Source organism: Pseudomonas sp. CJQ_9, from assembly GCF_043106615.1.
Classification (GTDB): Bacteria; Pseudomonadota; Gammaproteobacteria; order Pseudomonadales; family Pseudomonadaceae; genus Aquipseudomonas; species Aquipseudomonas juntendi.
In genome coordinates, this window is record NZ_JBICMS010000084.1 from 1 (window position 1) to 23,706 (window position 23,706).

Consider the following 23,706-nt stretch of genomic DNA (forward strand, 5'->3'; position numbering starts at 1 on the left):
GGGCTGCAAAGCAGCCCCAGTAACGCTTAACTGACAGGCTTTACCTATCCATAGGTGCCTTCTGCCTTGCCCCGGTGACCCCACTCACCCCATCGACCGCGCCCCTACCGGTTGCGCATGGCCCCGCGAAGTCACGATGCCCAGGAAGGAGATCACAATCGCCAGCCCCAATGTGGAGCTCACCTCTGCGCGGTGCTCAGGCGTGTACATCATGACCGCCAGCGCCCCGCCAATGAAAATGATCACCGCCCAGGTCAGGTACGGGAACAGCCACATGCGGAACTTCAGCTCGGTGTTCTCCCGCTCCAGGCGGCGGCGCATGCGCAGCTGCGAGATGGCAATGACCATGTACACCAGCAAGGCAATGGCGCCAGAGCTGGCCAGCAGGAACTCGAACACACCCTTGGGCGCAAAGTAGTTGAGGATGGCGATGGCGGCCCCGATCAGGGTGCTGCCAAACACCGCCGCACGCGGCACACCAACTTTCGAGGTCTTGTTGAGGAAGGCCGGTGCGTCACCGCGCTTGGCCAGCGAGTACATCATCCGCGATGCGATGTAGATCGACGAATTCATGCAACTGGTTACCGCCACCAGCACCACCAGGTCGACCATCAATGCCGCGTTGGGGATGTTCATGATCTCCAGCGCACGTTGGTACGAACCCACCACCGCCAGCTGCGGATCGTTCCACGGCACCACCGAGATGATCACGAAGATCGACAGGATGTAGAAGGTACTGATGCGCCAGATCACCGAGCGGGTGGCCTTGGCGATGTTGCGCGACGGGTCGCTGGACTCGGAAGCCGCAATGGTCACGGCTTCGGTGCCGATGAAGCTGAACATCACGGTAATGAACGCCCCGACCACAGCCGACCAGCCATTGGGCGCAAAACCGCCGTAGTCAGCCATCAACCCGCTCAAGCCGCTGACTTCGCGGTTGGGCAGCCAGCCCATCAGCGCGGCAAAGCCCAGGCCGATGAAACCGAGAATGGCCGTGACCTTGAGGATGGCGAACCAGAACTCGAACTCGCCGTACTTGGCCACGCTGAACAGGTTGGTCCCGGCCAGCAACAGCACCGAGGCCAAGGCGAAGATCCAGCTGTCCACCTGGGGGAACCAGGCGTTCAGCACATGCCCGGCGGCCAGCGCCTCAATCGGAATGACCAGTACCCAGAACCACCAGTACAACCAGCCGATGGTGTAGCCGGCCCAGCGGCCGATGGCCTGGTCGGCGTAGGTGGAAAACGATCCGGTGTCAGGGTGCGCCACGGCCATTTCGCCGAGCATGCGCATGACCAGAACCACCAGGGTTCCGGCTACGAAATAGGAAATTATGGTGGCTGGGCCGGCTGCCGCAATGGCGTGGCCAGAGCCGACGAAAAGTCCGGCGCCGATGATGCCGGCGATAGACAGCATCGTTACGTGTCGTGGCTTGAAACCTTGTGCAAGGTTGCCATCAGATCCCACGGTGTTCATTGATGTTGTTCTCTTTTTGCTGACACAAGGATGGACGGGCAGGCGTAGGCGAAAATAGCTCCTTTGAGTTGGGTAGGTCGACACAATGCTCGCATGCTGTTGTTGATCTTTGGCACGCGTCACAGCGCAAGGTGTCAGTGCGGTTCGGGCTTCATTTAAGCCCCGCGGGGCGGTGGGAAATTACACGAGAACGCCCCGGAACTGTTCGATCACGACAGGGCATTTCCCTTGGCGCCATATGTCGCGAATGGCATATCCAATCGCGCCATCGGGGCGTTGGGTGCTTTTGTTTTTCATCTGGTTGTGTATTGCCTGTACCGGCCCTATCGCCGGCAAGCCGGCTCCCACAGGTCCTCCACACGCTTCAGAACCTGTGAAGTACTCTGTGGGAGCCGGCTTGCCGGCGATAGGCCGGTATAGGCAACACCACTGGCAGCCAGCCACAAAAAAGCCCCGGTCTCCCGGGGCCTCTGTTGCCAAGGCGTCTGCCTACGCCTGCCCGGTACGCTCGAAGCGCCTGGCCAGCAACAGGTAAGCGAGGATCCCCAGCACGCCATGGGCGGCCACGAACCAGAGTGCGTTGTGGAACGAGCCGGTGCTGGCCACTACGTAGCCAATCACCAGTGGGGTGACGATGCCGGCAATGTTGCCGATGCCATTGAATACACCACCGCACAGGCCGACCATCTTCGTCGGCGCCACATCCGACAGCACCGCCCAGCCCACCGCCGCCAGGCCCTTGCCAAAGAAAGCCAGGGTCATCAGGGCGATCACCGCCGCGTTGCCATCTACATAGTTGGCCAGCACCAGGCAGGTGGACAGCGCCATGCCAATGATGAACGGGGTCTTGCGGGCCCTGGACGGGTGCACGCCGCGGCGGATCAGCCAGTCGGATACGAAGCCCCCCAGAATGCCGCCCGTGAAGCCGCAAATGGCCGGCAACGCGGCCACCCAGCCAGCCTCCATGATGGTCATGCCGCGCCCCTTGATCAGGTAGATCGGGAACCAGGTGATAAAGAAGTAGGTCAGCGCGGTGATGCAGTACTGGCCCATGTACACCGCCCACAGGTTGCGGCTGGTGAACAGTTGCGCAAGCTCTGCGCGGGTCGGCTTGCTCCTGGCGGCCTTGCGCTCCTGTTCCAGGTCGACCAGGGCGCCACCCTCACGCATGTAGTCCAGCTCTTCGCGGCTCAACCCCGGGGCGCTGTGCGGCTCATGGTACAAACGGAACCAGACCACGCTCAGCAGCAGCCCCAGCACGCCCATCCAGATAAACACCTGCTCCCAGCTCATGGCGTGGGTCATCCACGCCATCAGGGGGGCAAACACCACCACCGCCATGTACTGCGCCGAGTTGAACAGTGCCGATGCCGTGCCACGTTCGCGGGTCGGGAACCAGCAGCTGACAATGCGCGAGTTGGCGGGAAAGGCCGGCGACTCCACCAGGCCAAGCATGAAACGCATGGAGAAAAGCGCCACCGCCGCCGAGGCACCGGCCAGGCCCACCCAGCCCACGGTGCCTTGCAGCAACGTGAACAACGACCACAGGATCAGGCTGATGCCGTAGACACGCCGGGCACCGAAGCGGTCGAGCAGCCAGCCGCCGGGCACCTGGCCCAGGGCATAGGCCCAGGCGAACGCGGAGAAAATCATGCCCAGCATGACCGGGTCCAGGCCCAGGTCCGCAAGCACCTCGGTGCCGGTGATCGACAAGGTGGCGCGGTCGGCATAGTTGATGACGGTAATGACAAAGATCAGCGCCAGGACCAGGAAGCGATGGCGACCGATCCCGGCCAGGGCCTGCGGTGCGGCGACGGCGGTTTTGCTGTTCATGTGGACCCTCTTGCTTCTCGGTGGAAGCGATTGTTCTTGTGCGCAGAAGGGGTGGCCCTGGGGCCTTTGTGTTGCCTGTGCCGGCCTCTTCACGGGCATGCCCGCTCCCACAGGTACTGCACAATGCTCAGGACCTGTATCACGCCTGTGGGAGCGGGCGTGCCCGCGAAAGGGCCCTAAAGGTGAACCACCCGATTCGGCGGCAGCTCACCGCGCAAACAGGCCTCAAGGTTGAGCAAAACCATGCGCCCCATCTCCAACCGGGTCTGCAGCGTGGCGCTACCCCGATGCGGTTGCAGGCTGACCTGGTTCAGGTCCAGCAAGGCCGGGGGCACGTAAGGCTCGTCTACGAAAACATCCAGCCCGGCCCCGGCAATGCGCCCTTCGCGCAACGCTTCGACCAGTGCGGCTTCATCCACCAACTTGCCGCGCGCCACGTTGACCAGATAACCCTGCGGCCCTAGCGCCTCCAGCACCTCGGCCGTCACCAGCACTTGCCCGCCGTCGGCGGCAGCGGCGACCACCAGCACATCCACAGACCGCGCCAGCTCAACCAGGTCCGCCTCATAGCGGTAGCCTGTGCCTGGCTGCTCGCGCCGCCCGTTGTAGGCAATGCTCATGTCGAACGCAGCAGCGCGGCGGGCGATTGCCTTGCCCACCTGGCCAAGGCCGACGATGCCCAGCGCACAACCGCTGACCCGGCGTGCCAGTGGCAAGTCGACCTTGCCCCACAAACCCTCGCGCACCAGCCGCTCACCCTCGCCCAGGCGGCGCAGGCTGCTGATGATCAGCCCCATGGCCAGGTCGGCAACGTCGGCAGTCAGCACGCCTGGCGTGGTGGTGACATGAATGCCGCGGCTGGCCGCATGGCGCAGGTCGACAGCGTCGGTGCCGATGCCACTGATGGCGATGATCTCCAGCGCAGGCAGCTGGTCCATCAGCGCGGTGGGCAAGCCTTTGGCACCGCCGGTAACCACGCCGCGAATGCGCGGGCCGGCCTGTTCCAGTAGCTGTTGCGGATTGGGCTGCTGGTACAGCCGATGGACCTGATAGGCACTGACCAATTGGGCATCGATGGCCTCAGGCAAGGGCTGGGTCAACAGCACTTCGATGGGGGTGTGGTTCATGGTGGGCGTCCGGCAGTTCAAAGACATGACTCGATGCTAGGCCGCCGTTTGATACAGGTCTAATATAGATGCTGGATCGAATAATTCAGGAATTGAATCATGGAGCTGCACCAGTTGCGCTGCTTCGTGGCCGTGGCCGAAGAGTTGCATTTCGGCCGCGCCGCGACCCGCCTGCACATGACCCAGCCACCCTTGAGCCGGCAGATCCAACTGCTGGAACATGCCTTGGGCGTATTGCTGCTCGAGCGCAACAACCGCCAGGCGCGGCTGACCCTGGCAGGCCAGAGCTTTCTCGAAGACGCCCGGCGCATCCTGCAGATCGCCGAGTCGGCCAGCCAATCGGCGCGGCGCATCGCCCACGGCGAAGCCGGCCGGCTGACCTTGGGGTTCACCGCCGTTGGCGCCTACAGCATGATCCCGCGCTTGCTGGTGCACGCCGGGCAGACTCTGCCGGATATCGAACTGGTGCTTAGCGAGCGCGTCTCCAGCACGCAGGTGCACGACCTGGAAGCGGGGCTGATCGACGTCGGCCTGGTGCGCCAGGTGCTGCCCAGCGCGCGCGTGGAGTACTTGCCGATCCACCGTGAACCCTTCGTTGCCGCCCTGCCCGCCGGGCATGCGCTGGCGGCGCGTGAGCGGCTCAGGCCGGGCGACTTCGACGAGCAACCGTTCGTGATGTACAGCGCCAACGAAGGGCGTTATTTCCATGACCGTATCGCCAACCTGTTTGCCCGGCATCAAGTGCAGCCGCGGTACTTGCATCAGTTGGGGCAGACGCATTCGATCCTGGGCCTGGTCAATGTAGGGCTGGGGTGCGCAGTGGTGCCGGCATCGGCGCAAGCCCTGCGCCTGGAGCAGGTGGCGTTCAGGCCACTGGTGGGCATGGAGCAGCAGGCAGAGATCTTCCTGGCGTTCTGCCGGGATAACCCCAACCCGGTGCTGGGGGCATTCGTAGAGATGGCGCGGGCGTTTTTTGAAGCAGGTTGACAGGGAGCTGCTGGCCTTTTCGCGGGCTTGCCCGCTCCCGCAGGTACAGCGCAAGATTCAACTGCTGCGCCGGACCTGTGGGAGCGGGCAAGCCCGCGAAGAGGCCAGCAGCCTTAACGCACCAGGCAAGGCCGCTTGTTATCAAAGCGCCAACCCGGAATCAGGAACTGCATCGCCACGCTGTCATCCCGCGCCCCCAACCCCATGTTGCGGTAGCACTCGTGGGCCTTGGCCAGTTGATCCTCATCCAGCTCCACCCCCAACCCCGGCCGCGCCGGCACATGCACATGGCCGTCGACAATGCGCAGCGGCTCACGGGTCAGGCGCTGGCCGTCCTGCCAGATCCAGTGGGTGTCGATCGCGGTGATCTCACCCGGCGCGGCAGCCGCCACCTGGGTGAACATCGCCAGCGAAATATCGAAGTGGTTGTTGGAGTGCGAACCCCAGGTAAGCCCCCAGTCGTTGCACATCTGCGCCACCCTCACCGAGCCCTGCAAGGTCCAGAAATGCGGGTCGGCCAGCGGAATGTCCACCGACTGCAACTGGATCGCATGGCCCATCTGCCGCCAGTCGGTGGCGATCATGTTGGTAGCCGTGGGCAAACCCGTAGCGCGACGGAACTCGGCCATCACCTCGCGGCCCGAGTAGCCGTTCTCGGCGCCGCATGGGTCTTCGGCATAGGCCAGCACATCGTGTTTGTCGCGGCACAGGGCGATGGCTTGCTTGAGTGACCAGGCCCCGTTGGGGTCCAGGGTGATGCGTGCTTCGGGGAAGCGTTCGGCCAGCGCCGTCACTGCTTCCATTTCCTCTTCCCCCCGCAGCACGCCGCCCTTGAGCTTGAAGTCGCTGAAGCCGTAACGCTGCTTGGCCGCTTCGGCCAGGCGCACCACGGCCTCGGGTGTCAGGGCCTTTTCATGGCGCACACGGAACCAGTCGTCGTCACTGTCCGCTTCGTTGCGGTAGGCCAGGTCGGTCTGCTGGCGGTCGCCGATATAGAACAGATAGCCCAGCATCTTCACCGCATCACGTTGCTGGCCCTCGCCCAGCAGCGCCGCCATTGGCACACTCAGGTGCTGGCCGAGCAGGTCGAGCAGCGCCGATTCGATCGCCGTCACGGCATGCACGGTGATACGCAGGTCGAAGGTCTGCAGGCCGCGCCCTGCCGAGTCGCGGCTGGCGAACGTCTGGCGCATGGCATTGAGCACGCGCTGGTAGTGACCGATCGGCTGGCCTACTACCAGGCTGCGGGCGTCTTCCAGGGTCTGGCGAATGCTCTCGCCACCCGGCACTTCGCCAAGGCCCGTGTTGCCCGCGCTGTCGCGCAGTACCACCACGTTACGGGTAAAGAACGGGCCATGTGCGCCACTGAGGTTGAGCAGCATGCTGTCGTGGCCAGCCACCGGAATCACGCGCAGGTCGGTGACCACCGGGGTGCTGGTGTGAACGGCGGGTGTTGTCTGCATATTCATGGTTGTTGTCTCGCAGTCGTCAGTGGGTCTGGCCCAAGGCCGCAGGGGCCTTCAGGCTATCGGAAGGTGCGCCCTTGGGGCGTGTACGTACGAAGAAGATGGCAATTGCCGCCAGCACCGAAGTCACCGCCAGGCCATACAACCCGCCCTGGATCGAGCCGGTCTGCTGCTCCAGCAGGCCGAACGTGGTGGGGGCAACGAAGCCGCCGAGGTTGCCGACCGAGTTGACCAGGGCTATCACCGCCGCCGCGATGCGAGCATCCAGGTAGCCCTGCGGGATCGGCCAGAACAGTGACGAGGCCGACTTGAAGCCGATGGCGGCAAAGCACACGGCGACAAAGGCGAACACCGGCCCGCCAGTGGTGGACATGAACATGCCGATGGCCGCGACCACCAGGGCGCCTGCCACCCAGGCCTGCTGGAACTTCCAGCGTGCCGAACCGGCAGCGAAGGCATACATGGCCAGGATCGAGATCAACCACGGGATGGAGTTGAGGAAGCCGACCTGCAGGTCGCTGAGGTCGCCCATGCGTTTGATGATGCTCGGCAGCCAGAAGGTGGCCGCGTAGATGGTCAGCTGGATGCAGAAGTAGATCAGGCAGAACAGTACGATCTGGCGGTCCTTGAGCAGGCTCCATGCCGACGGCTTGACCGCACCCAGCGCCTCGCGCGCTTGCTGTTCACGGTCGATGGTCGCGACCAGCGCATCCTGCTCGGCCTGGCTTAGCCACTTGGCGTCCTGCGGTTTGGAGTCGAGCCAGAAGAACACGAAGAAGCACAACGCCACCGAGGCCATGCCTTCGATGAACAGCATCCACTGCCAGCCGTGCAGGCCGAGCCCCTGGATTTGCATCAAGGCCCCGGCCAAGGGGCCGGAAATCAGCGAAGCCAGCGCCGACCCGCTGAGAAAAATGGCGATTGCCTTGCCGCGCTCGGCCGCCGGCAACCAGCGGGTGAAGTAGTAGATCACCCCAGGGAAGAAGCCCGCTTCGGCCACGCCGAGCAGAAAGCGCAGTACATAGAACTGGGTTTCGTTCTGCACGAAGGCCATGGCCGTGGCCACCAGCCCCCAGGTGAACATGATGCGGGTCAGCCACAAGCGGGCACCCACCTTCTGCAGCAGCATGTTCGAAGGCACCTCGAACAGCGCGTAGCCGATGAAGAACAGCCCGGCACCAAAGCCAAAAGCTGCAGCGCTGATGCCCAGGTCGCTTTCCAGGTGCGGGCGGACGAAGCCGATGTTGACGCGGTCCAGGTAGTTGACGATGAACATGATGACGAACAGCGGCAGCACGTGGCGCTTGACCTTGGCCACGGCGCTGGCCAACGCGTCGCCTTCATTCCGGGCAGACGGAGCGAGGGTGTCGTTCACAGGTGGATCTCCCACTAAATTGTTTTTGTGCGGGTCGGGGTTGTCTGACATGGCAGTGGGAACGAGCATAGGCCCCGAGACGTTGTACGACAAGATCAACAACATCGCTCAAATGGCAAAATACAAGCTGCAATAAAGCCAATTTGTTTCGATCTTGCAAAAACGACCAGTCTAACTGCACACTCGTATGGCGAAAAATTAGGCAAAAAATATTTTTATCAATTAACTTGTCATACAAGCTCAACACGAGATAGACCACAGCATGCTTCCTGATCACGCGCACAAACGCGGCCACAGCCGCGCACATGACCTGGTCTCCCGCCTGACCCAGCAGATTCTGCTGGGCACCTTCAAGCCCGGCGACAAACTGCCGTCGGAGAACAAACTGGTACGCGAGCACGGGGTTAGCCGCACGGTGGTTCGCGAAGCCTTGTCGAAGTTGCAGGCTTCGGGGCTGGTGGAACCGCGCCACGGTATCGGCACCTTCGTGATGGCGCGCCAAGCCCAGGCCGGGTTGCGCGTTGCAGCGGAAAGCGCAGCAAATGTGCGCGACTTGCTGGAGCTGCGGATTGGCCTGGAAGGCCAGGCCGCCGCGCTGGCAGCGCTACGCCGCGATGATGGGCAGTTGGCGCGCATGCGCCAGGCACTGGATGACTACCAGGACCTGGCGGCGGCAGGTGACAGCTGCATCGAGGCCGACCGGCGTTTTCACCTGCTGATTGCCGAAGCCACCGGCAACCTGTATTTCACCGAGATGCTGCTGCAGCTGGGTAACGGCTTGATTCCGCGCAACCGCATGGCCCAAGCCGAGCGCAGTGGATCGAAGATGGCAGCGCAGGCATACCTGGCCAACCTGGAGCACGAGGCAATCCTCAATGCCATCCGCCGGCAAGACCCGGATGCGGCACGCGCGGCGGTGTGCCTGCACCTGTCCAACAGCCGCGACCGGCTGCTACCCGATTGACGGGCAATTGCGGCACAGCGGCCCCGGCGCTTACCAGGTCAGGCAGATCTTGCCGAAATGCCGGTTGCTCTCCTGGTAACGGAACGCGTCGACGATCTGCTCCAGCTCGAAGTGCTTATCCACCACCGGCCGCAAACCGTTGGCATCAATGGCCCGCACCATCGCCTGCTGCTGCGCCCGGCTGCCTACCAGCACCCCTTGCAGGCGAATCTGCCGCACCAATGCCTGCACCAGCGGCAGTTGCCCGGCCACGCCAGTAAGAATGCCGATCAACGACACATGCCCGCCGATCCGTGCAGCGATCATCGACTGCTCCAGGGTAGCCGGGCCACCCACCTCGATCACGTGATCGACACCACGGTTATGGGTCAGCTCGCGCACTTTCTCCCCCCATGCCGGGGTGCGCTTGTAGTTGATCAAGTGGTCAGCGCCCAAGGCCTTGAGCCGCTCCAGCTTGGCATCGCTGGACGAGGTGGCGATCACCGTGGCACCTGCCAGCTTGGCGAACTGCAGGGCGAAGATCGACACGCCACCGGTGCCCTGCACCAGCACCGTGTCGCCCGGTTTGAGGTGGTCGTCGCACATCAGCGCGCGCCAGGCGGTCACGCCGGCAGTGGTCAGGGTGGCGGCTTCGGCATGGCTGAAGCCCGAAGGTGCCAGGGTAAACGCGGTGGCACGGGCGGTGACCTGTTCGCGGGCGTAGCCATCGATGCCGTCACCCGGCACCCGGGCAAAGCCTTCGACATTGGCCTGGCCATCGAGCCAGTCCGGGAAGAACGTACTGACGACACTGTCGCCGACCTGAAACTCGCTGACGCCGGCCCCTACGGCAACGACTTCGCCCGCACCGTCGGCCATGGGGATGCGCCGCTCACTCGGCCCCCACATGCCACTCACCACGGCGAAGTCGTGGTAGTTCAGGGAACTGGCGTGCAGGCGCACGGTGATCTCGCCGGCCTGAGGGGCCGCAGCCTCGCTGCTGCCGACCTCGACCTTGTCGTAGCCGCCGCCAGGTTGAACGTAGATGGCCTTGCTGGTCATGGGTTGGGTCTCCGTATCAACGTCAGGAATGGAAATGAGCATAGACAGGTCTATGGGCTGCAAAAGCTTCACGGGCTTTGCAGCAGCGGCGTTGTGTCGCGATCGGGCTGCGCACTATCGACTCAGCCCAGCATCACCTTCAGTGCCCGGCAATCGACCGCGTGCCAATCCACCAGTTGCGGCCATGGGTTATCTGGCACATTCACCAATATCGTGCGTGCCCCCGCTGCGCGCCCGCAGTCCAGGTCAAAACGGTAGTCACCCACCATCACCAGCTCGCTCGGCGCCACGCCCCAGGCCGCGGCAATCTTCAGCAACCCATCCGGGCTCGGCTTGGGTGCCGCCTCGTCACGCCCGAGCACATGCTCTACCGGGAAGCAGTCCGCCAGGCCGATCGCTTCCAGCGTCACATGGGCCAGTTCCCGCGCATTGCGGGTCAGTATCCCCAACCGGCAACCACGCGCAGCCAGTTCGCGCACCAGTTCAACCGCCCCGGTCGCCGCGGTGGAGGCCTCCGCCAGCTCACGCTCATGCTCCAGCAGCCAGGCATGCTTGGCCGCGGCTTCGTCGGCTGGCAAAGCCGCCAGGTGGGTAAGGATGTCGTCTTCGGCAGGGATACCCAGCGCCTCCCGAATGGCGGCAAAGTCATGCACCGCCACGGTCAGGGTGCCGTCCATGTCGAACACCCAGTTGCGCACCTGCTGCAGGCTCATGCCCAGTCCTTGCGGTGGCGAATCAGGCCTTCCTGGCTCGACGATGCCACCAGTTGCCCGGCCTGGTTGAAAATGCTGCCGCGGCAGAAGCCACGGGAATTACCTGCCCACGGGCTATCGGTGGCATACAGCAGCCACTGGTCGGCACGCAGGTTGCCGTGGAACCACAGCGAATGGTCGAGGCTGGCGATCTGCATGTCACGCTGCCAAACCGACTTGCCATGCGGCACCAGCGCAGTGGTGAGCAGGCCGAAGTCCGAGGCGTAGGCCAGCAGGTACTTGTGCAGGGCCGGCACGTCGGGCAGGTTGCCGTCTGCGCGGAACCACGCATATTTCACCGGGTCGCCTGGCTTGGGGTTGAACGGGTCACGCTCGGTGACCGGGCGAATCTCGATTGGCTTGGCGCACAGCACCTTGTCGCGGATGCGTTCAGGCAGATGGTCTGCCATGGCACGCGCCAGTTCCACTTCGGTAGGCAGGTTTTCCGGGCCGACCACGTCGGGCATCTGCGCCTGATGGGCGAAGCCTTCCTCGTCGTACTGGAACGAGGCGCTACAGGTGAAAATGGTCTGGCCCTTCTGGATCGCCGTCACCCGCCGGGTACTGAAGCTGCCGCCATCACGCACACGGTCCACCGAGTACACCACCGGCAGGCTGGCGTCTCCCGGGCGCAGGAAATAACCATGCAGCGAGTGCACATGGCGCGCGTCTTCGACCGTCTGGCTGGCTGCCGACAACGACTGGCCCAGCACCTGGCCGCCGTACAGCTGGCGGAAGCCCAGGTCTTGGCTGCGCCCACGGAACAGGTTCTCCTCGATGGCTTCGAGGCTCAACAGGTCGACCAGGTCGTCCAACACATGACTCATTGGGGCATCTCCGTAGAAGCGAGCCTTGCTCGCGCTGCGCCGCCTGGGCGGCGCTCGAACTCACAGGCGCCGAACCCCTTGCGGCCCAGCGCCCTTTCAATGGGCAAATAATACAGCGTTTGCCATTCGCACCGAGCATGGCTGTGCATTCAGGCGCGCAGGGTGTGCTCCCAGTGCGCACGGTCGATGCGGTACAGCACATGCGGGCGTAGCGGGTGGCCTGCGGGCAGGCGCGGGTGCTCGAAGCTACCGCGCAGGTCTTGCTGCATGCCGATGGCCTGCATCACCTTTTGCGATGGCAAGTTACTTTCGGCAGTGAACGACACCACCTCGTTCAGGCGCAATTGGGCGAACGCACAGCGCAGGCAGGTCCACGCGGCTTCGCTGGCAAAGCCCAGCCCCCAGTGGCGCCGGGCCAGGCGCCAGCCAATCTCCACGGCTGGCGCGAAATCGGCGTCAAAGTTTACCTGCAGCAAGCCGGTCATGCCGATGAATGCACCGCTGTCCTTGCGCTCCAGCGCCCACAAACCAAAACCGTATTCGTTGAAGTGCCCGCGTATCCGGCCAATCAGCGCGGCAGCTTCAAGGCGTGTGAGCGGTGCCGGGAAGTAACGCATCACCTGCGGGTCGGCACACAGTGCCGCAAATTCACGCAGGTCATCGTCGTGCCATTGGCGCAGCACCAGCCGCGCGCTTTCCAGTTGAAGGGTGGAGGTCATCGGGCCTGCTCCGGTTTTGCCGAATTACAGTCTACAGCGTAGGCGCCGGCGCGGTGTTCACCCAACGGGCCGCAACCGAATGCAATTTTCACACGCCCTTCACCGGCTCCCGACAGCTCGCTTAGCAAAATGCGGCCATCACTGCCGTGCCCGCCACGGCCCTGTCACTGGAGCAACGCATGCTATCGAGCAATACCCTGGGGCACCCTGCCATTCACGCCCGGCGCAAACGGCGCCTGTCTCGCAAAGCCCTTGGTGCCGCACTTGGCTTGTGCATGGTCGTGGCGGCCTTGACCACCTGGCTGGCGACGAGGACGCATATCGTGGACCTTGGCATCGAGCAACAACTGAGTGACAGCGGCCTGCTGCAGCACTGGGCCGACGGTGCCGTGATCGTGATGATCCGCCACGCCGAACGCTGCGACAGCGCCCCGGGCCCGTGCCTGGACGACCCCACCGGCATTACCGTGGCCGGCAGCCAGGCTGCCACGCGGGTGGGCCAAGGCATGCACCAACTGGGCCTGGCCAACACCGATATGCTCAGCAGCCCGAAACTGCGCACCCGGCAAACCGCGCACTTCATCCTCGGCCAGGCGGTGGCCAGCGAAGACTGGCTGGAAAGCTGCGACAGCCAGTTCGCCAGCGATGCCCTGGCGCACAAGCGTGCCGGGCACAACCTGGTGCTGGTGACCCATAACGGCTGCATCGATCACTTCGCCCGCCAGCAGCACGTGGCCGGCGGCGAGCGTGAAAGCGCCTACGCCAGCGCGCTGTTCGTTTCGGTGGACGGTAACGGCAAGGCACGCATCCTCGGCCGCCTGAATGAGCCCGACTGGCAGCGGGTGCTGGCCAGCGCCGCAAAATAGCAGTGGCCTGCTCGGGCCTCATCGCCGGCAAGCCACACAGGCGCTGTGGCAAACACCTGTCAGCCCTGATGCGGCCCATGTGGGAGCCGGCTTGCCGGCGATTGGGCAGCAAAGCTGCCCCGGCCATGGCAAGATCAGCACTGGCCCTGACCGCGACCTCCCCCATGCCGTTGCCGCTGATCTACCACGAAGACTACAGCCCGGAGTTCCCTGCCGAGCACCGCTTCCCGATGGACAAGTTCCGCCTGCTGCACGACCACCTGGTCGACAGTGGGCTGACCACCGACCAGGCTTTGCTGCGCCCAGACATCTGCCCCAACGATATCCTCGCCCTGGCCCATGACCGCGACTACATCGCACGCTACATGAATGGCGAGCTGTCCCGCGAAGACCAACGTCGCCTCGGCCTGCCCTGGAGCGAAGCCTTGGCCCGGCGCACCGTACGGGCCGTGGGCGGCTCGCTGCTGACGGCCGAACTGGCGCTGCAGCATGGCGTTGCCTGCCACCTGGCCGGTGGCACCCACCATGCCCACTACGACCACCCTGCCGGCTTCTGCATCTTCAATGACCTGGCAGTGATCAGCCGCTACCTGCTGGAGGCCGGCCGTGTCCAGCGGGTGCTGATCTTCGATTGCGACGTGCACCAGGGCGACGGCACCGCACGCATCCTGCACGATACCCCGGAGGCCATCACGGTCTCGCTGCACTGCGAACAGAACTTCCCGGCACGCAAGGCCCACAGCGATTGGGACATTCCCCTGCCGCGGGGCATGGGCGACAGCGCCTACCTGAACGTGGTGGACGACACCCTCAACTACCTGCTGCCGCTGTATCAACCCGACCTGGTGCTGTACGACGCCGGCGTCGATGTGCACAAGGACGACGCGCTGGGCTACCTGCAACTGACGGACGCCGGCGTGGCCGCCCGCGACGAGGCCGTGCTGCGTCACTGCCTGGGCCGCGATATTGCGGTAATGGGTGTGATCGGCGGCGGCTACAGCAAGGACCGGGTGGCCCTGGCCAAACGCCACGGCATTCTTCACCACAGCGCTGCGCGTGTCATCGGTTGTTCACAATGACTGTGGAACCGCTTGTGGATAACCTGCGGGAAAGCCGCTGCAGGCCTTGAGCAGCAAGGCCTGCAGAACACTGGTTGTTTTTTGACCAGTGCTTCCGGGGGCAGCGCTGCGCTAGAATGCGCCTCTTTTCCACAGCCTGCTGCCCACCATGCCCGATTTCAACCCCGCATCGCCTCCCCTTGCTGTCGTCATCGGTGGCGGCCCCGCCGGCCTGATGGCCGCTGAAGCCCTGGCCCAGGCAGGCTTGGCGGTCGAGGTGTTCGATGCCATGCCTTCGGTGGGCCGTAAGTTCCTGCTGGCCGGTGTCGGCGGCATGAACATCACCCATTCCGAGCCTTACCCCGCGTTCGTGGCCCGTTATGCCGAACGCCAAGGTGAAATCGGCACGCTGCTGGGCGAGTTCGACGCGGATGCTTTGCGCCAGTGGATTCACGGCCTGGGCATCGAGACCTTCGTCGGCACATCAGGCCGGGTATTCCCCAGCGACATGAAAGCCGCCCCGTTACTGCGCGCCTGGCTCAAGCGCCTGCGCGACAGCGGGGTAGTTATCCACACCCGCCATCGCTGGCTCGGCTGGAACGCCGAGGGGGCCTTGCGCATCGCTTATCCACAGGGCGAACGCCTGGTCAACGCCGCTGTGCTGGTGCTGGCGCTGGGCGGCGGCAGTTGGGCGCGCCTGGGTTCCGACGGCAGCTGGCAAGCGCTGCTGGCCGAACGGGCTGTGGATATCTCGCCCCTGCAACCGAGCAACTGCGGTTTCGAGGTCGCCGGCTGGAGCGCGCTGTTGAAAGACAAGTTCGCCGGCGCGCCGCTGAAGAACATCGCCCTCAGCGTGCCTGGCAGTGCACCGCGCAAAGGTGAGTTCATCCTCACCGCGCAAGGTGTGGAAGGCAGCCTGGTGTATGCCTGGTCGGCGCCGGTGCGTGAGGCCATCAACCGCGATGGCCGGGGCGTGTTGTTGCTTGACCTGTTGCCGGACAAGCCTGTGGACAAGATTGCCCAGGCACTGGCCAGGCCACGGGGGTCGCGCTCCATGGCCAAGCACCTGCACAGCCAGCTCGGTATCGATGGGGTAAAAGCCGCACTGTTGCGCGAGCTGACCGACCCTGCAACCTTTGCCAGCCCTGAAGCGTTGGCGCAGGCGATAAAGGCCCTGCCAATCACCCTGGTGCGCACGCGGCCGCTGGATGAAGCGATCAGCAGCGCCGGCGGTGTCCGTTTCGAGGGGCTGGATGCAGGGCTGATGCTCAAAAGCATGCCGGGGGTGTTTTGTGCCGGCGAGATGCTGGACTGGGAGGCACCGACCGGGGGCTACCTGCTCACCGCATGCTTTGCCAGCGGGCAGCACGCCGGGCGGGCTGCTGCACAATGGCTCAAAGCCCACGGCTGACATCGCCCCACTGTGGGCGCCGCAAGGCTAGGGTTTGCGCTTGCGCGGCCCGCCATTGAAGCTGGGTACCTTGCGCACCGCCTTCACCGCAGGCTCGGCATTGCCCCCCTCGGTGCTGTCCATCCAGCGCCCCAAGCCACGCTTGGCGCTGTTCTCTTTCGGCTTTTTGGGCTTCTTCGGCTTCTTGATCACCTGGCCACTGGCGTCGGTCATCGGCACCCGGTGATCCGGAATGAAGTCCGGTTCTTCATGACGCGGCAGGGTCTGGCGGGTCAGCACCTCAATCGCCGCCAGCAGCTGCACTTCATCGGCGCATACCAGCGAAATCGCCTCGCCCTTGTTGCCGGCCCGCCCGGTGCGGCCGATACGGTGCACGTAGTCCTCGGCAACGATGGGCAGGTCCAGGTTGACCACCAGCGGCAAATCGTCGATATCCAGGCCACGGGCAGCCACGTCGGTGGCCACCAGCACCTGGATTTCCCGGGCCTTGAAGCTGTCCAGCGCGCGCTGGCGGGTCGCCTGCGGGCGGTCACCGTGGATACCATCGGCATTCACACCCTCGGCCAGCAAGCGCGCCACCAACTGGTCGACGCCGTTACGGGTCTTGGCAAATACCAGCACCTGCTTCCAGCGCTGCTTGCGCATCAGGTGGCAGAACAGGTCTTCCTTGCGCTTTTTGTCCACAGGTACCAGCCACTGCTTGACGCTGGCGGCAGTAGCATTGCGTGGGCTGACTTCGATACTCAGCGGGTCATTCAGGGCCAGCCCTGCCAGCAGGCGGATCTGCTCGGAGAACGTGGCGGAAAACAGCAAAGTCTGGCGCTTGCGTGGCAACGCGGCATAGACCGATTGCAGCTCTTCGGCAAAGCCCAGGTCGAGCATGCGGTCGGCTTCGTCCAGCACCAGGGTCTGTACCTGGTTGAACTTGACCGCGTTCTGCCGGAACAGGTCGAGCAGGCGGCCAGGGGTGGCGACCAGCAGGTCGACGCCACGGCGCAGGCGCATCATCTGCGGGTTGATGCTGACCCCGCCGTACACCGCATAGGTGCTCAACGGCAGGTTCTCGGCGTACTCGCGCACATTGTTGTGCACCTGCTCGGCCAGCTCTCGGGTCGGCACCAGCACCAGGGCACGGACCGAGTTGCTGGCCACTTTCTCGCCTTCCAGGGCCAGGCGCTGCAATACCGGCAGGGCAAAGCCTGCCGTTTTTCCGGTGCCGGTCTGGGCCGCGGCCATCAGGTCGCGGCCGGCCAGCACGGCGGGAATGGCCTTGGCCTGCACCGGCGTGGGGGTGGTGTAGCCCAGCTGCTGCAAGGTGCGCAGCAGCGGTTCGATCAGGCCGAGTTGGGCGAAATTCATGGCAATACCGTCAGGGGTTCAGCGAAGCCGGCAAGTTTACCGCATCGCTCCTGCCTACTTGCAGATTTCGCCTCTCAACGGCAACACGGGTTTGGCAGGCTTGCGCCACTGCGGCAGGCCGATCAGCACCACTGCGCCAATGATCACCGCCATCGCCACGCACTCTTCGGCACCGATCTGTTCACCGGCAAACAGGATCCCCAACAGCACCGCCACGGCCGGGTTGACGTAGGCGTAGCTGGTGGCAGCTGCCGGGCGCACGTGCTTGAGCAGGTACATGTAGGCGCTGAAGGCCAGGATAGAGCCGAAGAACACCAGGTAGGCCAACGCGCCCCAGCCGGCAGCGCTTGGCACCTGCGTCATGCGCTCGCCCGACAGCAGGCTGCCCAGCAACAGCACTGCGCCACCCACCAGCATTTCTGCGGCACTGGCCATTGGCCCCTGTGGCAGGGGCAGGCTTTTGCTCCACACCGAACCGAATGCCCACGAGGCCGCGGCAAAAATGATCAGCGCTGCGCCAATCGGGCTCGCCTGCAGGTTGGACCCCAGGTTCAACAGGGCGATACCCAGCAGCCCAAGGGCAATGCCCGCCCACTCCAGTTTCGAGTTGCGGTGCCCGAACAGCAGGCCGAACAGCAAGGTGAACAGCGGCACCGTCGCCACCGCCAGGGCTGCCACCCCCGAGGCCACGCCGGCGTGCTCGGCCACCGTTACCCCACCGTTGCCGCAACTTAGCAGCAGAAAGCCGATTGCCCCGGCAGCCCGCCATTGCGGCCACGTGGGTGCCGGCGCCCCGCGCCAGCGCAGAAAACCGTACAGCAGGCTACCCGCGATCAGGAAACGCACACCGGCCATGAGCATCGGTGGCCAGCTCTCGACGCCAATGCGGATGAACAGGTACGTGGAGCCCCAGACCAGGTACAGCGCCAGGAAGGCGCCGATGAGCAACCAGGGAAAGCGACGGGAGGCAGGCATTGGAACACTCGAAATCCGTTTACGGGTGAACAGTCTAGGGGCCTGCCTGAGCGAACAGAAGTTACAGAATGGCTTGAAATGAGCGGCACACCTTCGGTGCATTCGGCTTGAAGCGGGCGCCGCTTGAAGCGAGCGCCGAACACGCCTCAAGCATACTTGACCAGCGCCTCGCGCAGCTTCGCTGCCGGTGTTTTCTGCAACCGGCACAACAGGCCATGCGAGAGCTGCTGCACACCATGCTGTTCTCGCAACACGCCGGCCAGGTGCTGCATCAGGTTGGCGGCCATTTCGGCATCGGCCATGGCCCGGTGCGCAGTACCGGTGTCCGGCAGCCCCGCCCAGCGGGTCAGGGTGCCCAGCTTGTGGTTCGGCGCTGCCGGCAACAGGCGCCGCGACAACAACAGCGAACAGGCAAATGACTGGCTGCGGCTGCGGCCGATGCGCGCCAGTTCGTAATCCCAGAACTTCTGGTCGAACGCGGCGTTGTGTGCCAGCAGCGGGGTTTCACCCACAAACTCGGCCACCTCGTTCATGACCTTGTCGACCGGCGGCGCACTGCGCAGCATCGCCGTGGTGATGCCGGTCAGCCCGGCGACGAATGCGGGTACCGGCACACCGGCGTTCATCAGGCTCTGGTAGCGCTCGACAATACGCCCGCCTTCCAGCATGACCACCGCCACTTCGGTGGCGCGGCAGCCGGCACCAGGGGAAATGCCGGTGGTTTCAAAGTCGATGACAGCGATACGTTCCACGAATGACCTCAGTGCTTGAGCAACAACTTACCCTCGATGGGTACATAGCGGCTGGCGGCACGGATCAGTGACAGCGCCGTCAGCCCGGGCACACCATACACCACCGCCTCAGTGCCGTGGCGCTGGATCACCCGCTCCAGCAGCAGGTCGAAATCGCCGTCACCCGAGGCCAGCACTACTTGGTCGACCCGGCTGGCGGCATCGATCACATCCAGGGTAATGCCCACGTCCCAGTCACCCTTGGCCGAGCCGTCGCTGCGCTGGATGAAGGGTTTGAGGCGCACGTCGAAACCAAGGTTGCGCAAGATCTGCTGGAACTGTTGTTGCTTGCTGTCGCCGCGGTCGATGGCATACGCCACGGCCTCGACGATCTGCCCTTCGCGGCAGACATCGGCCCACAGGGCGGTGTAGTTGAAATGGCAACCATGGGCTTGGCGCACGGTGTAGTAGAGGTTCTGCACATCGGCGAACAGCGCGATCTTTTTCACCTGGGAACCTCTTGTCTGGCCTGGAATGCCGGGGCCGCTGCGCTGCCCCGGAAATGCCAGCAGTATGCCAGACCTGTCAGACGTAGGAGTCGTCGTCCGAGAAGAACCCACCGTCATCGCTGCTGTAGTCGGTGTCGGCGTAACCACCCTGGTCGCTGCCCCAGCCACCATTGTCGGCCACTTGCTGCTGCCCGCCCTGGTCATTCCAGCCACCACTGTCACTGGCCGGCGCAGGCTCTTCCTTGATCACCTCGACCACCTCTTCGGGCTGGGCGTTGTGGTTGAACAGGCTGCTGATACCTTGCGCCAGCAACACACCACCGGCCACACCGGCAGCGGTCTGCATGGCCCCACCGAGGAAGCTGCTGGCACCACTGCGTGCCGGCGCAGCGCCCACGCCAGGCTGCTGTGCCGGCGGTTGCGCATAGGTCGGTGCCGCTGGCTCACGCCAGCCGCCAGCCGATGCCGCCGCAGGCGCTGGCCGCTGTGGCTGCACCGGCGGCGCTGCAGTGCGCCCGCCCGTACCAAAAATGCTGGACAGGAAACCGCCACCGCCAGCGCTGGGCGCACTGTTGCCGCCCTGGGCCGCCTGGGCACGGGCCTGTTCCAGCTCGGCCTGCAGTTGCTTGTTCTGCTCGTCGAGGCGCTTGAGCGCCGCTTCCTGCACCAGGATCGCCTGGGCCATGTAGTAAGGCGCAGCCGGCTGCTGGCGCAGGTGCTGCTCGATGCAGGCCTGGGCCTGCGGGTCGCGCGGCTGGCTGGGGTCTTCGGCTTGCTTGAGACGGCCGAACAGGCCGTCGATCAGGGTTTGTTCTTCAGTGTTCATGGGGCGACCTCATGGGTAGCGGGACAACGGACAACCTCAAAGATGGGGCGTTGCGCCGCGCGATTCAATCGCTGCAAGGGTGAAACATTTTTCAGCAAGTGACAGCGCCACGCCTGCTTTGGGCTAAAGTGATGCACCTGTTTTTACTGCCATGCGATATAGCCCGATGAATCCGCTGAGCGTCCTGCGCGACTCCCTGTACTTTTTCCGCCGCCACCTGCCGAACATCATCCAGCTGTGCCTGCCGCTGGTCGTGCTGGAGGCCCTGCTCACCCAACTGCTGTACCGGCAACTGGGCGACCAGGCATCGCCCGCCTACGGCATGCTGATCAGCCTGCTGTGCTATCCGCTGTACAGCGCCGCCCTGATCCTGTACCTGGACACCCGTAGCCAGGGCCAGGACATCGCCAAGCGCGACCTGTTCGCCCGCGCCTTGCAACTGTGGCCGCAACTGGCCCTGCTGATCCTGATCAGCTCGCTGCTGATCATGGCGGGCCTGGCCCTGTTCGTATTCCCGGGCGTGTGGGTCATGATCAACCTGGTGTTCGCCGAGTACCTGCTGGTACTGCGTGGCCGGCCGGTGGTGCAGGCGATGCGCGACAGCGCCAGCATGACCACCGGGCATTTCATGCGCATCATGGTTTGCGTGGTCGCGGTGCTGGCCCCGATCTGGCTGATCGACGGGTTGCTGCTCATGGCGTTCCCCGAGCCATCGCCGGCCATGGAGCTGGCCATGGACAGCCTCAGCGGCTTCCTGCAGCTGTTCAGCACCGTGGTGCTCTACCGGCTGTTCATGTTGCTGGAAGAAAAAGCCGGCGCCTGAGGGCGCCCTCCCGGTCGCCTGCCAGCGCGCAGGGCACCGCGCCGCCTTCAGGTGCCCCGTGGCTTGGCCCGGGCCGTGGCCTCTGCCACCAGTGGGTCATCTGGCCAGTAGTGCTTGGGATAGCGCCCTTTGAGGTCCTTTTTCACCTCGGCGTAGGTCGTACGCCAAAAATTGGCCAGGTCCTGGGTGACCTGCACCGGGCGCCGTGCCGGTGACAGCAGGTGCAGCTTGACCTGCTGGCGGCCGTTGGCGATACGCGGGGTGTCGGCCAGGCCAAACAACTCTTGCAGGCGCACGGCGAGGATCGGCGGGTTCTCGCTGTAATCCAGCCGAATGTTCGAGCCAGAGGGCACGGCAAGGTGTGCCGGGGCCTGTTCTTCCAGGCGCTGCGGCAGCGGCCAGGGCAACAGGTTGCGCAGCAGCGATGGCAAGTCCAGGGCCGCGAAATGGCTCAGTCGGGAGACCTTGCCCAGATACGGCTGCAACCAGTCTTCCAGGCTGGCGAGCAAGGCCTCGTCACTGAGGTCGGGCCACTCGCTGTGGCCCTGCCCGGCCAAGTCCAGCTGGCGCAACAGTGCGACCCGCGCCTGCCACTGGCGCAGTTCCGGCGTCCAGGTCAGCAGGTTCAAGCCTTTGCGGCGGACCAGCCCAAGCAGCGCGCGAGCTTTGGCGTCGTTATCCAGGCCTGGCAGCGGCTCACGGCTGAGCACCAGCTCGCCCACCTTGAGTTGGCGCTCGGCGCGCAGTACCTGTTCACGCTCGTCCCAATCGAGCATGTCGACCTGCTCCACCTGCTCGGCCAGCACATCCTCGAACAGGCTGGAATCGAACGCTGCGGCCAGGTAGATACGCTCTTCACGCTGGCCCTGGCGGCTACCCAAGTCGGCGATTACCAGCCACGGGCACTTCATCAGGGCATCGACCTCGGCAAACAGCGCCGCCCGGCCATTGGCCAGGCGGTACTCGGCTCCCCCTTCGCGGCGCTGCTGGGCAACGCGGTCGGGGTAGGCCAGTGCCAGCAGTGCACCCAGCCAGCGTGGGTGGCCCGGTTCGGCGACCGCCGCGCTGGCCTTGCCACGTAGCAGGCCACGGTACTGGCGCGACAGTTGCCGGGCACGTTGCACGCCACCGTGGCCGCCCCGTACCGCCTTGCTCTCGCCACTGACCAGCGCCAACCGGCTGTGCAGGTCTGCGCCACCGCCGCGCTGTATATCCCGCTCGCCCAGCAGCGCCGCCACATCGCAGGCCATCTGTGCCAGGCCCAGCGCCTGGCCGCGCAGCAGCAAGTGCGCGATACGTGGATGCGCCGGCAGCTCGGCCATGGCCTGGCCGTGCTCGCTGAGGCTGTCGCGGCGGCCTGGCTTGAACGCGTTCAGCCGCGCCAGCAGGTCCTGGGCCTGAGCGAAGGCGGCCGCGGGGGGGTGGTCAAGCCAGCGCAACTGCTCGGGGGTGACGCCCCAGCGGGCCAGTTGCAGGGCCAGACCGGCCAGGTCTGCCTGCAGGATCTCGGCAGTGCCGTAGGCGGGAAGCTGGTCATGTTGGGCCTCGGACCACAGGCGGTAGCACACGCCCGGCTCCAGGCGCCCAGCCCGGCCGGCCCGCTGGGTGGCACTGGCGCGGGAGATCCGCTGGGTGTCCAGGCGGGTCATGCCACTACCTGGGTCGAAACGCGGCACACGGGCCAGGCCGGCGTCGATCACCACCCGCACGCCCTCGATGGTCAGGCTGGTTTCCGCAATATTGGTGGCCAGCACCACCTTGCGCAGGCCCGCCGGCGGCGGGTCGATGGCAGCCCGCTGGGCATTGAGGTCCAGCTCGCCATGCAGCGGGCACAGCAGGATCTCGGGGCGCTCGCCCAAGGCCTCCTGCAGATGCTGGTGCACCCGGCGGATCTCGGCCTGGCCCGGCAGAAACACCAACACGCTGCCCGCCTGGTCGGCGAGCGCCTGCAGCACGCTTTCCACGACCCGGGGTTCGATGAATTCCCCCGGCTGGAACGGCCGCCCCCAGCGGATATCCACCGGGTGCATGCGGCCCTCGCTGCGCACGACCGGCGCGTCGTCCAGCAAGCGTGACAAGCGCTCGCCCTCCAACGTGGCAGACATCAGCAAGATTTTCAGGGGCGGGTCGTCACGCAGCAGCTCACGGCCGTTGAGGCTCAGCGCCAACGCCAAGTCGGCATCCAGGCTGCGCTCGTGATATTCGTCGAAAATCAGCAAGCCCACCCCTTCCAGTGCCGGGTCGGCTTGCAGGCGACGGGTAAGAATACCTTCGGTGACCACTTCGATACGGGTGCTGGGGCCCACCTTGCTGTCCAGGCGAATGCGGTAGCCCACGGTTTGCCCAACATGCTCACCCAGCTCACTGGCCAGCCGCTCGGCCGCCGCGCGGGCGGCCAGGCGCCGAGGTTCCAGCATGAGGATGGTCTGCCCGGCCAGCCATGGCTCGTGCAACAACGCCAGCGGCACACGGGTGGTCTTGCCCGCCCCCGGGGGCGCCTCGAGCACCGCTTCGTCACGGGTTTGCAAGGCTTGGCGCAAAGCGGGCAAGGCCGCATCAATGGGTAATGAAATCATGGTGG

The 23,706-nt window shown here is 64.8% G+C and carries 21 protein-coding genes; 6 read left to right on the top strand and 15 right to left on the bottom strand.

The window, feature by feature from the left end; all coding sequences use genetic code 11:
- Positions 1-84 precede the first annotated feature (84 nt).
- From gabP to ACF8SD_RS17265, 3 genes are all read right to left on the bottom strand, one after another.
- Positions 85-1,476: a GABA permease gene (gene gabP, locus ACF8SD_RS17255; protein ID WP_054882033.1), complete on the bottom strand. Its 1,392-nt coding sequence runs from the start codon at positions 1,474-1,476 to the stop codon at positions 85-87.
- A 489-nt stretch (positions 1,477-1,965) separates the two neighbouring features.
- Complete coding sequence (locus tag ACF8SD_RS17260) at positions 1,966-3,309, bottom strand: MFS transporter (protein ID WP_173891179.1); 1,344 nt, start codon at positions 3,307-3,309, stop codon at positions 1,966-1,968.
- Positions 3,310-3,485: 176 nt separating this feature from the next.
- Entirely contained in the window at positions 3,486-4,436 is a 951-nt protein-coding gene (locus tag ACF8SD_RS17265; protein WP_173891180.1) for a 2-hydroxyacid dehydrogenase, read from the bottom strand.
- Between the two features lie 99 nt (positions 4,437-4,535).
- On the opposite strand from ACF8SD_RS17265, the gene ACF8SD_RS17270 reads away from it, so the two are divergent.
- Positions 4,536-5,423 (top strand): LysR substrate-binding domain-containing protein, encoded by an 888-nt coding sequence (locus ACF8SD_RS17270; protein ID WP_173891181.1) that lies wholly within the window; start codon positions 4,536-4,538, stop codon positions 5,421-5,423.
- A 113-nt stretch (positions 5,424-5,536) separates the two neighbouring features.
- On the opposite strand, the gene gudD is transcribed toward ACF8SD_RS17270, so the two are convergent.
- The gene (gudD, locus tag ACF8SD_RS17275; protein WP_392483429.1) at positions 5,537-6,892 is read right to left on the bottom strand and encodes a glucarate dehydratase; all 1,356 of its coding nucleotides are present in this window, start codon (positions 6,890-6,892) and stop codon (positions 5,537-5,539) included.
- 19 nt (positions 6,893-6,911) lie between these two features.
- Entirely contained in the window at positions 6,912-8,264 is a 1,353-nt protein-coding gene (locus ACF8SD_RS17280; RefSeq protein ID WP_115294826.1) for an MFS transporter, read from the bottom strand.
- A gap of 262 nt (positions 8,265-8,526) precedes the next feature.
- Here ACF8SD_RS17280 and ACF8SD_RS17285 point away from each other — a divergent pair, with 262 nt between their 5' ends.
- Entirely contained in the window at positions 8,527-9,228 is a 702-nt protein-coding gene (locus ACF8SD_RS17285; protein ID WP_173891183.1) for a FadR/GntR family transcriptional regulator, read from the top strand.
- 30 nt (positions 9,229-9,258) lie between these two features.
- Here the strand turns inward: ACF8SD_RS17285 and ACF8SD_RS17290 are convergent, their stop codons facing one another.
- From ACF8SD_RS17290 to ACF8SD_RS17305, 4 genes are all read right to left on the bottom strand, one after another.
- On the bottom strand, positions 9,259-10,269 hold the full coding sequence (locus ACF8SD_RS17290) for an NAD(P)-dependent alcohol dehydrogenase (protein WP_173891184.1): 1,011 nt from the start codon (positions 10,267-10,269) through the stop codon (positions 9,259-9,261).
- A gap of 122 nt (positions 10,270-10,391) precedes the next feature.
- Positions 10,392-10,982: an HAD family hydrolase gene (locus ACF8SD_RS17295; RefSeq protein ID WP_029887396.1), complete on the bottom strand. Its 591-nt coding sequence runs from the start codon at positions 10,980-10,982 to the stop codon at positions 10,392-10,394.
- Positions 10,979-11,848, bottom strand: coding sequence for an acyl-CoA thioesterase II (gene tesB / locus ACF8SD_RS17300; protein ID WP_009681790.1), 870 nt, complete (start codon positions 11,846-11,848; stop codon positions 10,979-10,981). The genes ACF8SD_RS17295 and tesB overlap by 4 nt, the downstream gene beginning before the upstream one ends.
- Before the next feature lie 149 nt (positions 11,849-11,997).
- Positions 11,998-12,567: a GNAT family N-acetyltransferase gene (locus ACF8SD_RS17305; RefSeq protein WP_009681789.1), complete on the bottom strand. Its 570-nt coding sequence runs from the start codon at positions 12,565-12,567 to the stop codon at positions 11,998-12,000.
- 179 nt (positions 12,568-12,746) lie between these two features.
- Here ACF8SD_RS17305 and ACF8SD_RS17310 point away from each other — a divergent pair, with 179 nt between their 5' ends.
- From ACF8SD_RS17310 to ACF8SD_RS17320, 3 genes are all read left to right on the top strand, one after another.
- Positions 12,747-13,433, top strand: coding sequence for a histidine phosphatase family protein (locus ACF8SD_RS17310; protein ID WP_173891185.1), 687 nt, complete (start codon positions 12,747-12,749; stop codon positions 13,431-13,433).
- 164 nt (positions 13,434-13,597) lie between these two features.
- Positions 13,598-14,512 carry a histone deacetylase gene (locus ACF8SD_RS17315; RefSeq protein ID WP_173891745.1) on the top strand — a complete coding sequence of 305 codons (915 nt, stop codon included), beginning with the start codon at positions 13,598-13,600 and terminating at the stop codon, positions 14,510-14,512.
- Between the two features lie 148 nt (positions 14,513-14,660).
- Entirely contained in the window at positions 14,661-15,902 is a 1,242-nt protein-coding gene (locus ACF8SD_RS17320; protein WP_392483431.1) for a TIGR03862 family flavoprotein, read from the top strand.
- Positions 15,903-15,929: 27 nt separating this feature from the next.
- Here the strand turns inward: ACF8SD_RS17320 and ACF8SD_RS17325 are convergent, their stop codons facing one another.
- The 5 genes from ACF8SD_RS17325 to ACF8SD_RS17345 form a co-directional block, all read right to left on the bottom strand.
- Positions 15,930-17,261, bottom strand: a complete 1,332-nt coding sequence (locus tag ACF8SD_RS17325) for a DEAD/DEAH box helicase (protein ID WP_392483432.1) — start codon at positions 17,259-17,261, stop codon at positions 15,930-15,932.
- Positions 17,262-17,315: 54 nt separating this feature from the next.
- A complete protein-coding gene (gene yedA / locus ACF8SD_RS17330; protein ID WP_392483433.1) occupies positions 17,316-18,236 on the bottom strand; it encodes a drug/metabolite exporter YedA in 921 nt (306 codons plus the stop codon).
- A 146-nt stretch (positions 18,237-18,382) separates the two neighbouring features.
- Positions 18,383-18,988: a PolC-type DNA polymerase III gene (locus tag ACF8SD_RS17335; protein ID WP_029887389.1), complete on the bottom strand. Its 606-nt coding sequence runs from the start codon at positions 18,986-18,988 to the stop codon at positions 18,383-18,385.
- Between the two features lie 8 nt (positions 18,989-18,996).
- Positions 18,997-19,476 (bottom strand): NYN domain-containing protein, encoded by a 480-nt coding sequence (locus tag ACF8SD_RS17340; protein ID WP_009681780.1) that lies wholly within the window; start codon positions 19,474-19,476, stop codon positions 18,997-18,999.
- Positions 19,477-19,552: 76 nt separating this feature from the next.
- Complete coding sequence (locus ACF8SD_RS17345; protein ID WP_392483434.1) at positions 19,553-20,302, bottom strand: DUF2076 domain-containing protein; 750 nt, start codon at positions 20,300-20,302, stop codon at positions 19,553-19,555.
- Between the two features lie 166 nt (positions 20,303-20,468).
- On the opposite strand from ACF8SD_RS17345, the gene ACF8SD_RS17350 reads away from it, so the two are divergent.
- Positions 20,469-21,125, top strand: coding sequence for a YciC family protein (locus ACF8SD_RS17350; RefSeq protein ID WP_392483436.1), 657 nt, complete (start codon positions 20,469-20,471; stop codon positions 21,123-21,125).
- Positions 21,126-21,172: 47 nt separating this feature from the next.
- On the opposite strand, the gene hrpB is transcribed toward ACF8SD_RS17350, so the two are convergent.
- Entirely contained in the window at positions 21,173-23,701 is a 2,529-nt protein-coding gene (gene hrpB / locus ACF8SD_RS17355) for an ATP-dependent helicase HrpB (protein WP_392483437.1), read from the bottom strand.
- Positions 23,702-23,706: the final 5 nt, after the last annotated feature.

Coding starts and splice junctions, on each gene's coding strand:
- ACF8SD_RS17305 (WP_009681789.1), bottom strand. CDS start 12,567: ATGACCTCCACCCTTCAACTGGAAAGCGCGCGGCTGGTGCTGCGCCAA.
- hrpB (WP_392483437.1), bottom strand. CDS start 23,701: ATGATTTCATTACCCATTGATGCGGCCTTGCCCGCTTTGCGCCAAGCC.
- tesB (WP_009681790.1), bottom strand. CDS start 11,848: ATGAGTCATGTGTTGGACGACCTGGTCGACCTGTTGAGCCTCGAAGCC.
- ACF8SD_RS17350 (WP_392483436.1), top strand. CDS start 20,469: ATGAATCCGCTGAGCGTCCTGCGCGACTCCCTGTACTTTTTCCGCCGC.
- ACF8SD_RS17345 (WP_392483434.1), bottom strand. CDS start 20,302: ATGAACACTGAAGAACAAACCCTGATCGACGGCCTGTTCGGCCGTCTC.
- ACF8SD_RS17290 (WP_173891184.1), bottom strand. CDS start 10,269: ATGACCAGCAAGGCCATCTACGTTCAACCTGGCGGCGGCTACGACAAG.
- ACF8SD_RS17315 (WP_173891745.1), top strand. CDS start 13,598: ATGCCGTTGCCGCTGATCTACCACGAAGACTACAGCCCGGAGTTCCCT.
- ACF8SD_RS17295 (WP_029887396.1), bottom strand. CDS start 10,982: ATGAGCCTGCAGCAGGTGCGCAACTGGGTGTTCGACATGGACGGCACC.
- gabP (WP_054882033.1), bottom strand. CDS start 1,476: ATGAACACCGTGGGATCTGATGGCAACCTTGCACAAGGTTTCAAGCCA.
- ACF8SD_RS17325 (WP_392483432.1), bottom strand. CDS start 17,261: ATGAATTTCGCCCAACTCGGCCTGATCGAACCGCTGCTGCGCACCTTG.
- ACF8SD_RS17310 (WP_173891185.1), top strand. CDS start 12,747: ATGCTATCGAGCAATACCCTGGGGCACCCTGCCATTCACGCCCGGCGC.
- ACF8SD_RS17320 (WP_392483431.1), top strand. CDS start 14,661: ATGCCCGATTTCAACCCCGCATCGCCTCCCCTTGCTGTCGTCATCGGT.
- ACF8SD_RS17265 (WP_173891180.1), bottom strand. CDS start 4,436: ATGAACCACACCCCCATCGAAGTGCTGTTGACCCAGCCCTTGCCTGAG.
- gudD (WP_392483429.1), bottom strand. CDS start 6,892: ATGAATATGCAGACAACACCCGCCGTTCACACCAGCACCCCGGTGGTC.
- ACF8SD_RS17270 (WP_173891181.1), top strand. CDS start 4,536: ATGGAGCTGCACCAGTTGCGCTGCTTCGTGGCCGTGGCCGAAGAGTTG.
- ACF8SD_RS17260 (WP_173891179.1), bottom strand. CDS start 3,309: ATGAACAGCAAAACCGCCGTCGCCGCACCGCAGGCCCTGGCCGGGATC.
- yedA (WP_392483433.1), bottom strand. CDS start 18,236: ATGCCTGCCTCCCGTCGCTTTCCCTGGTTGCTCATCGGCGCCTTCCTG.
- ACF8SD_RS17285 (WP_173891183.1), top strand. CDS start 8,527: ATGCTTCCTGATCACGCGCACAAACGCGGCCACAGCCGCGCACATGAC.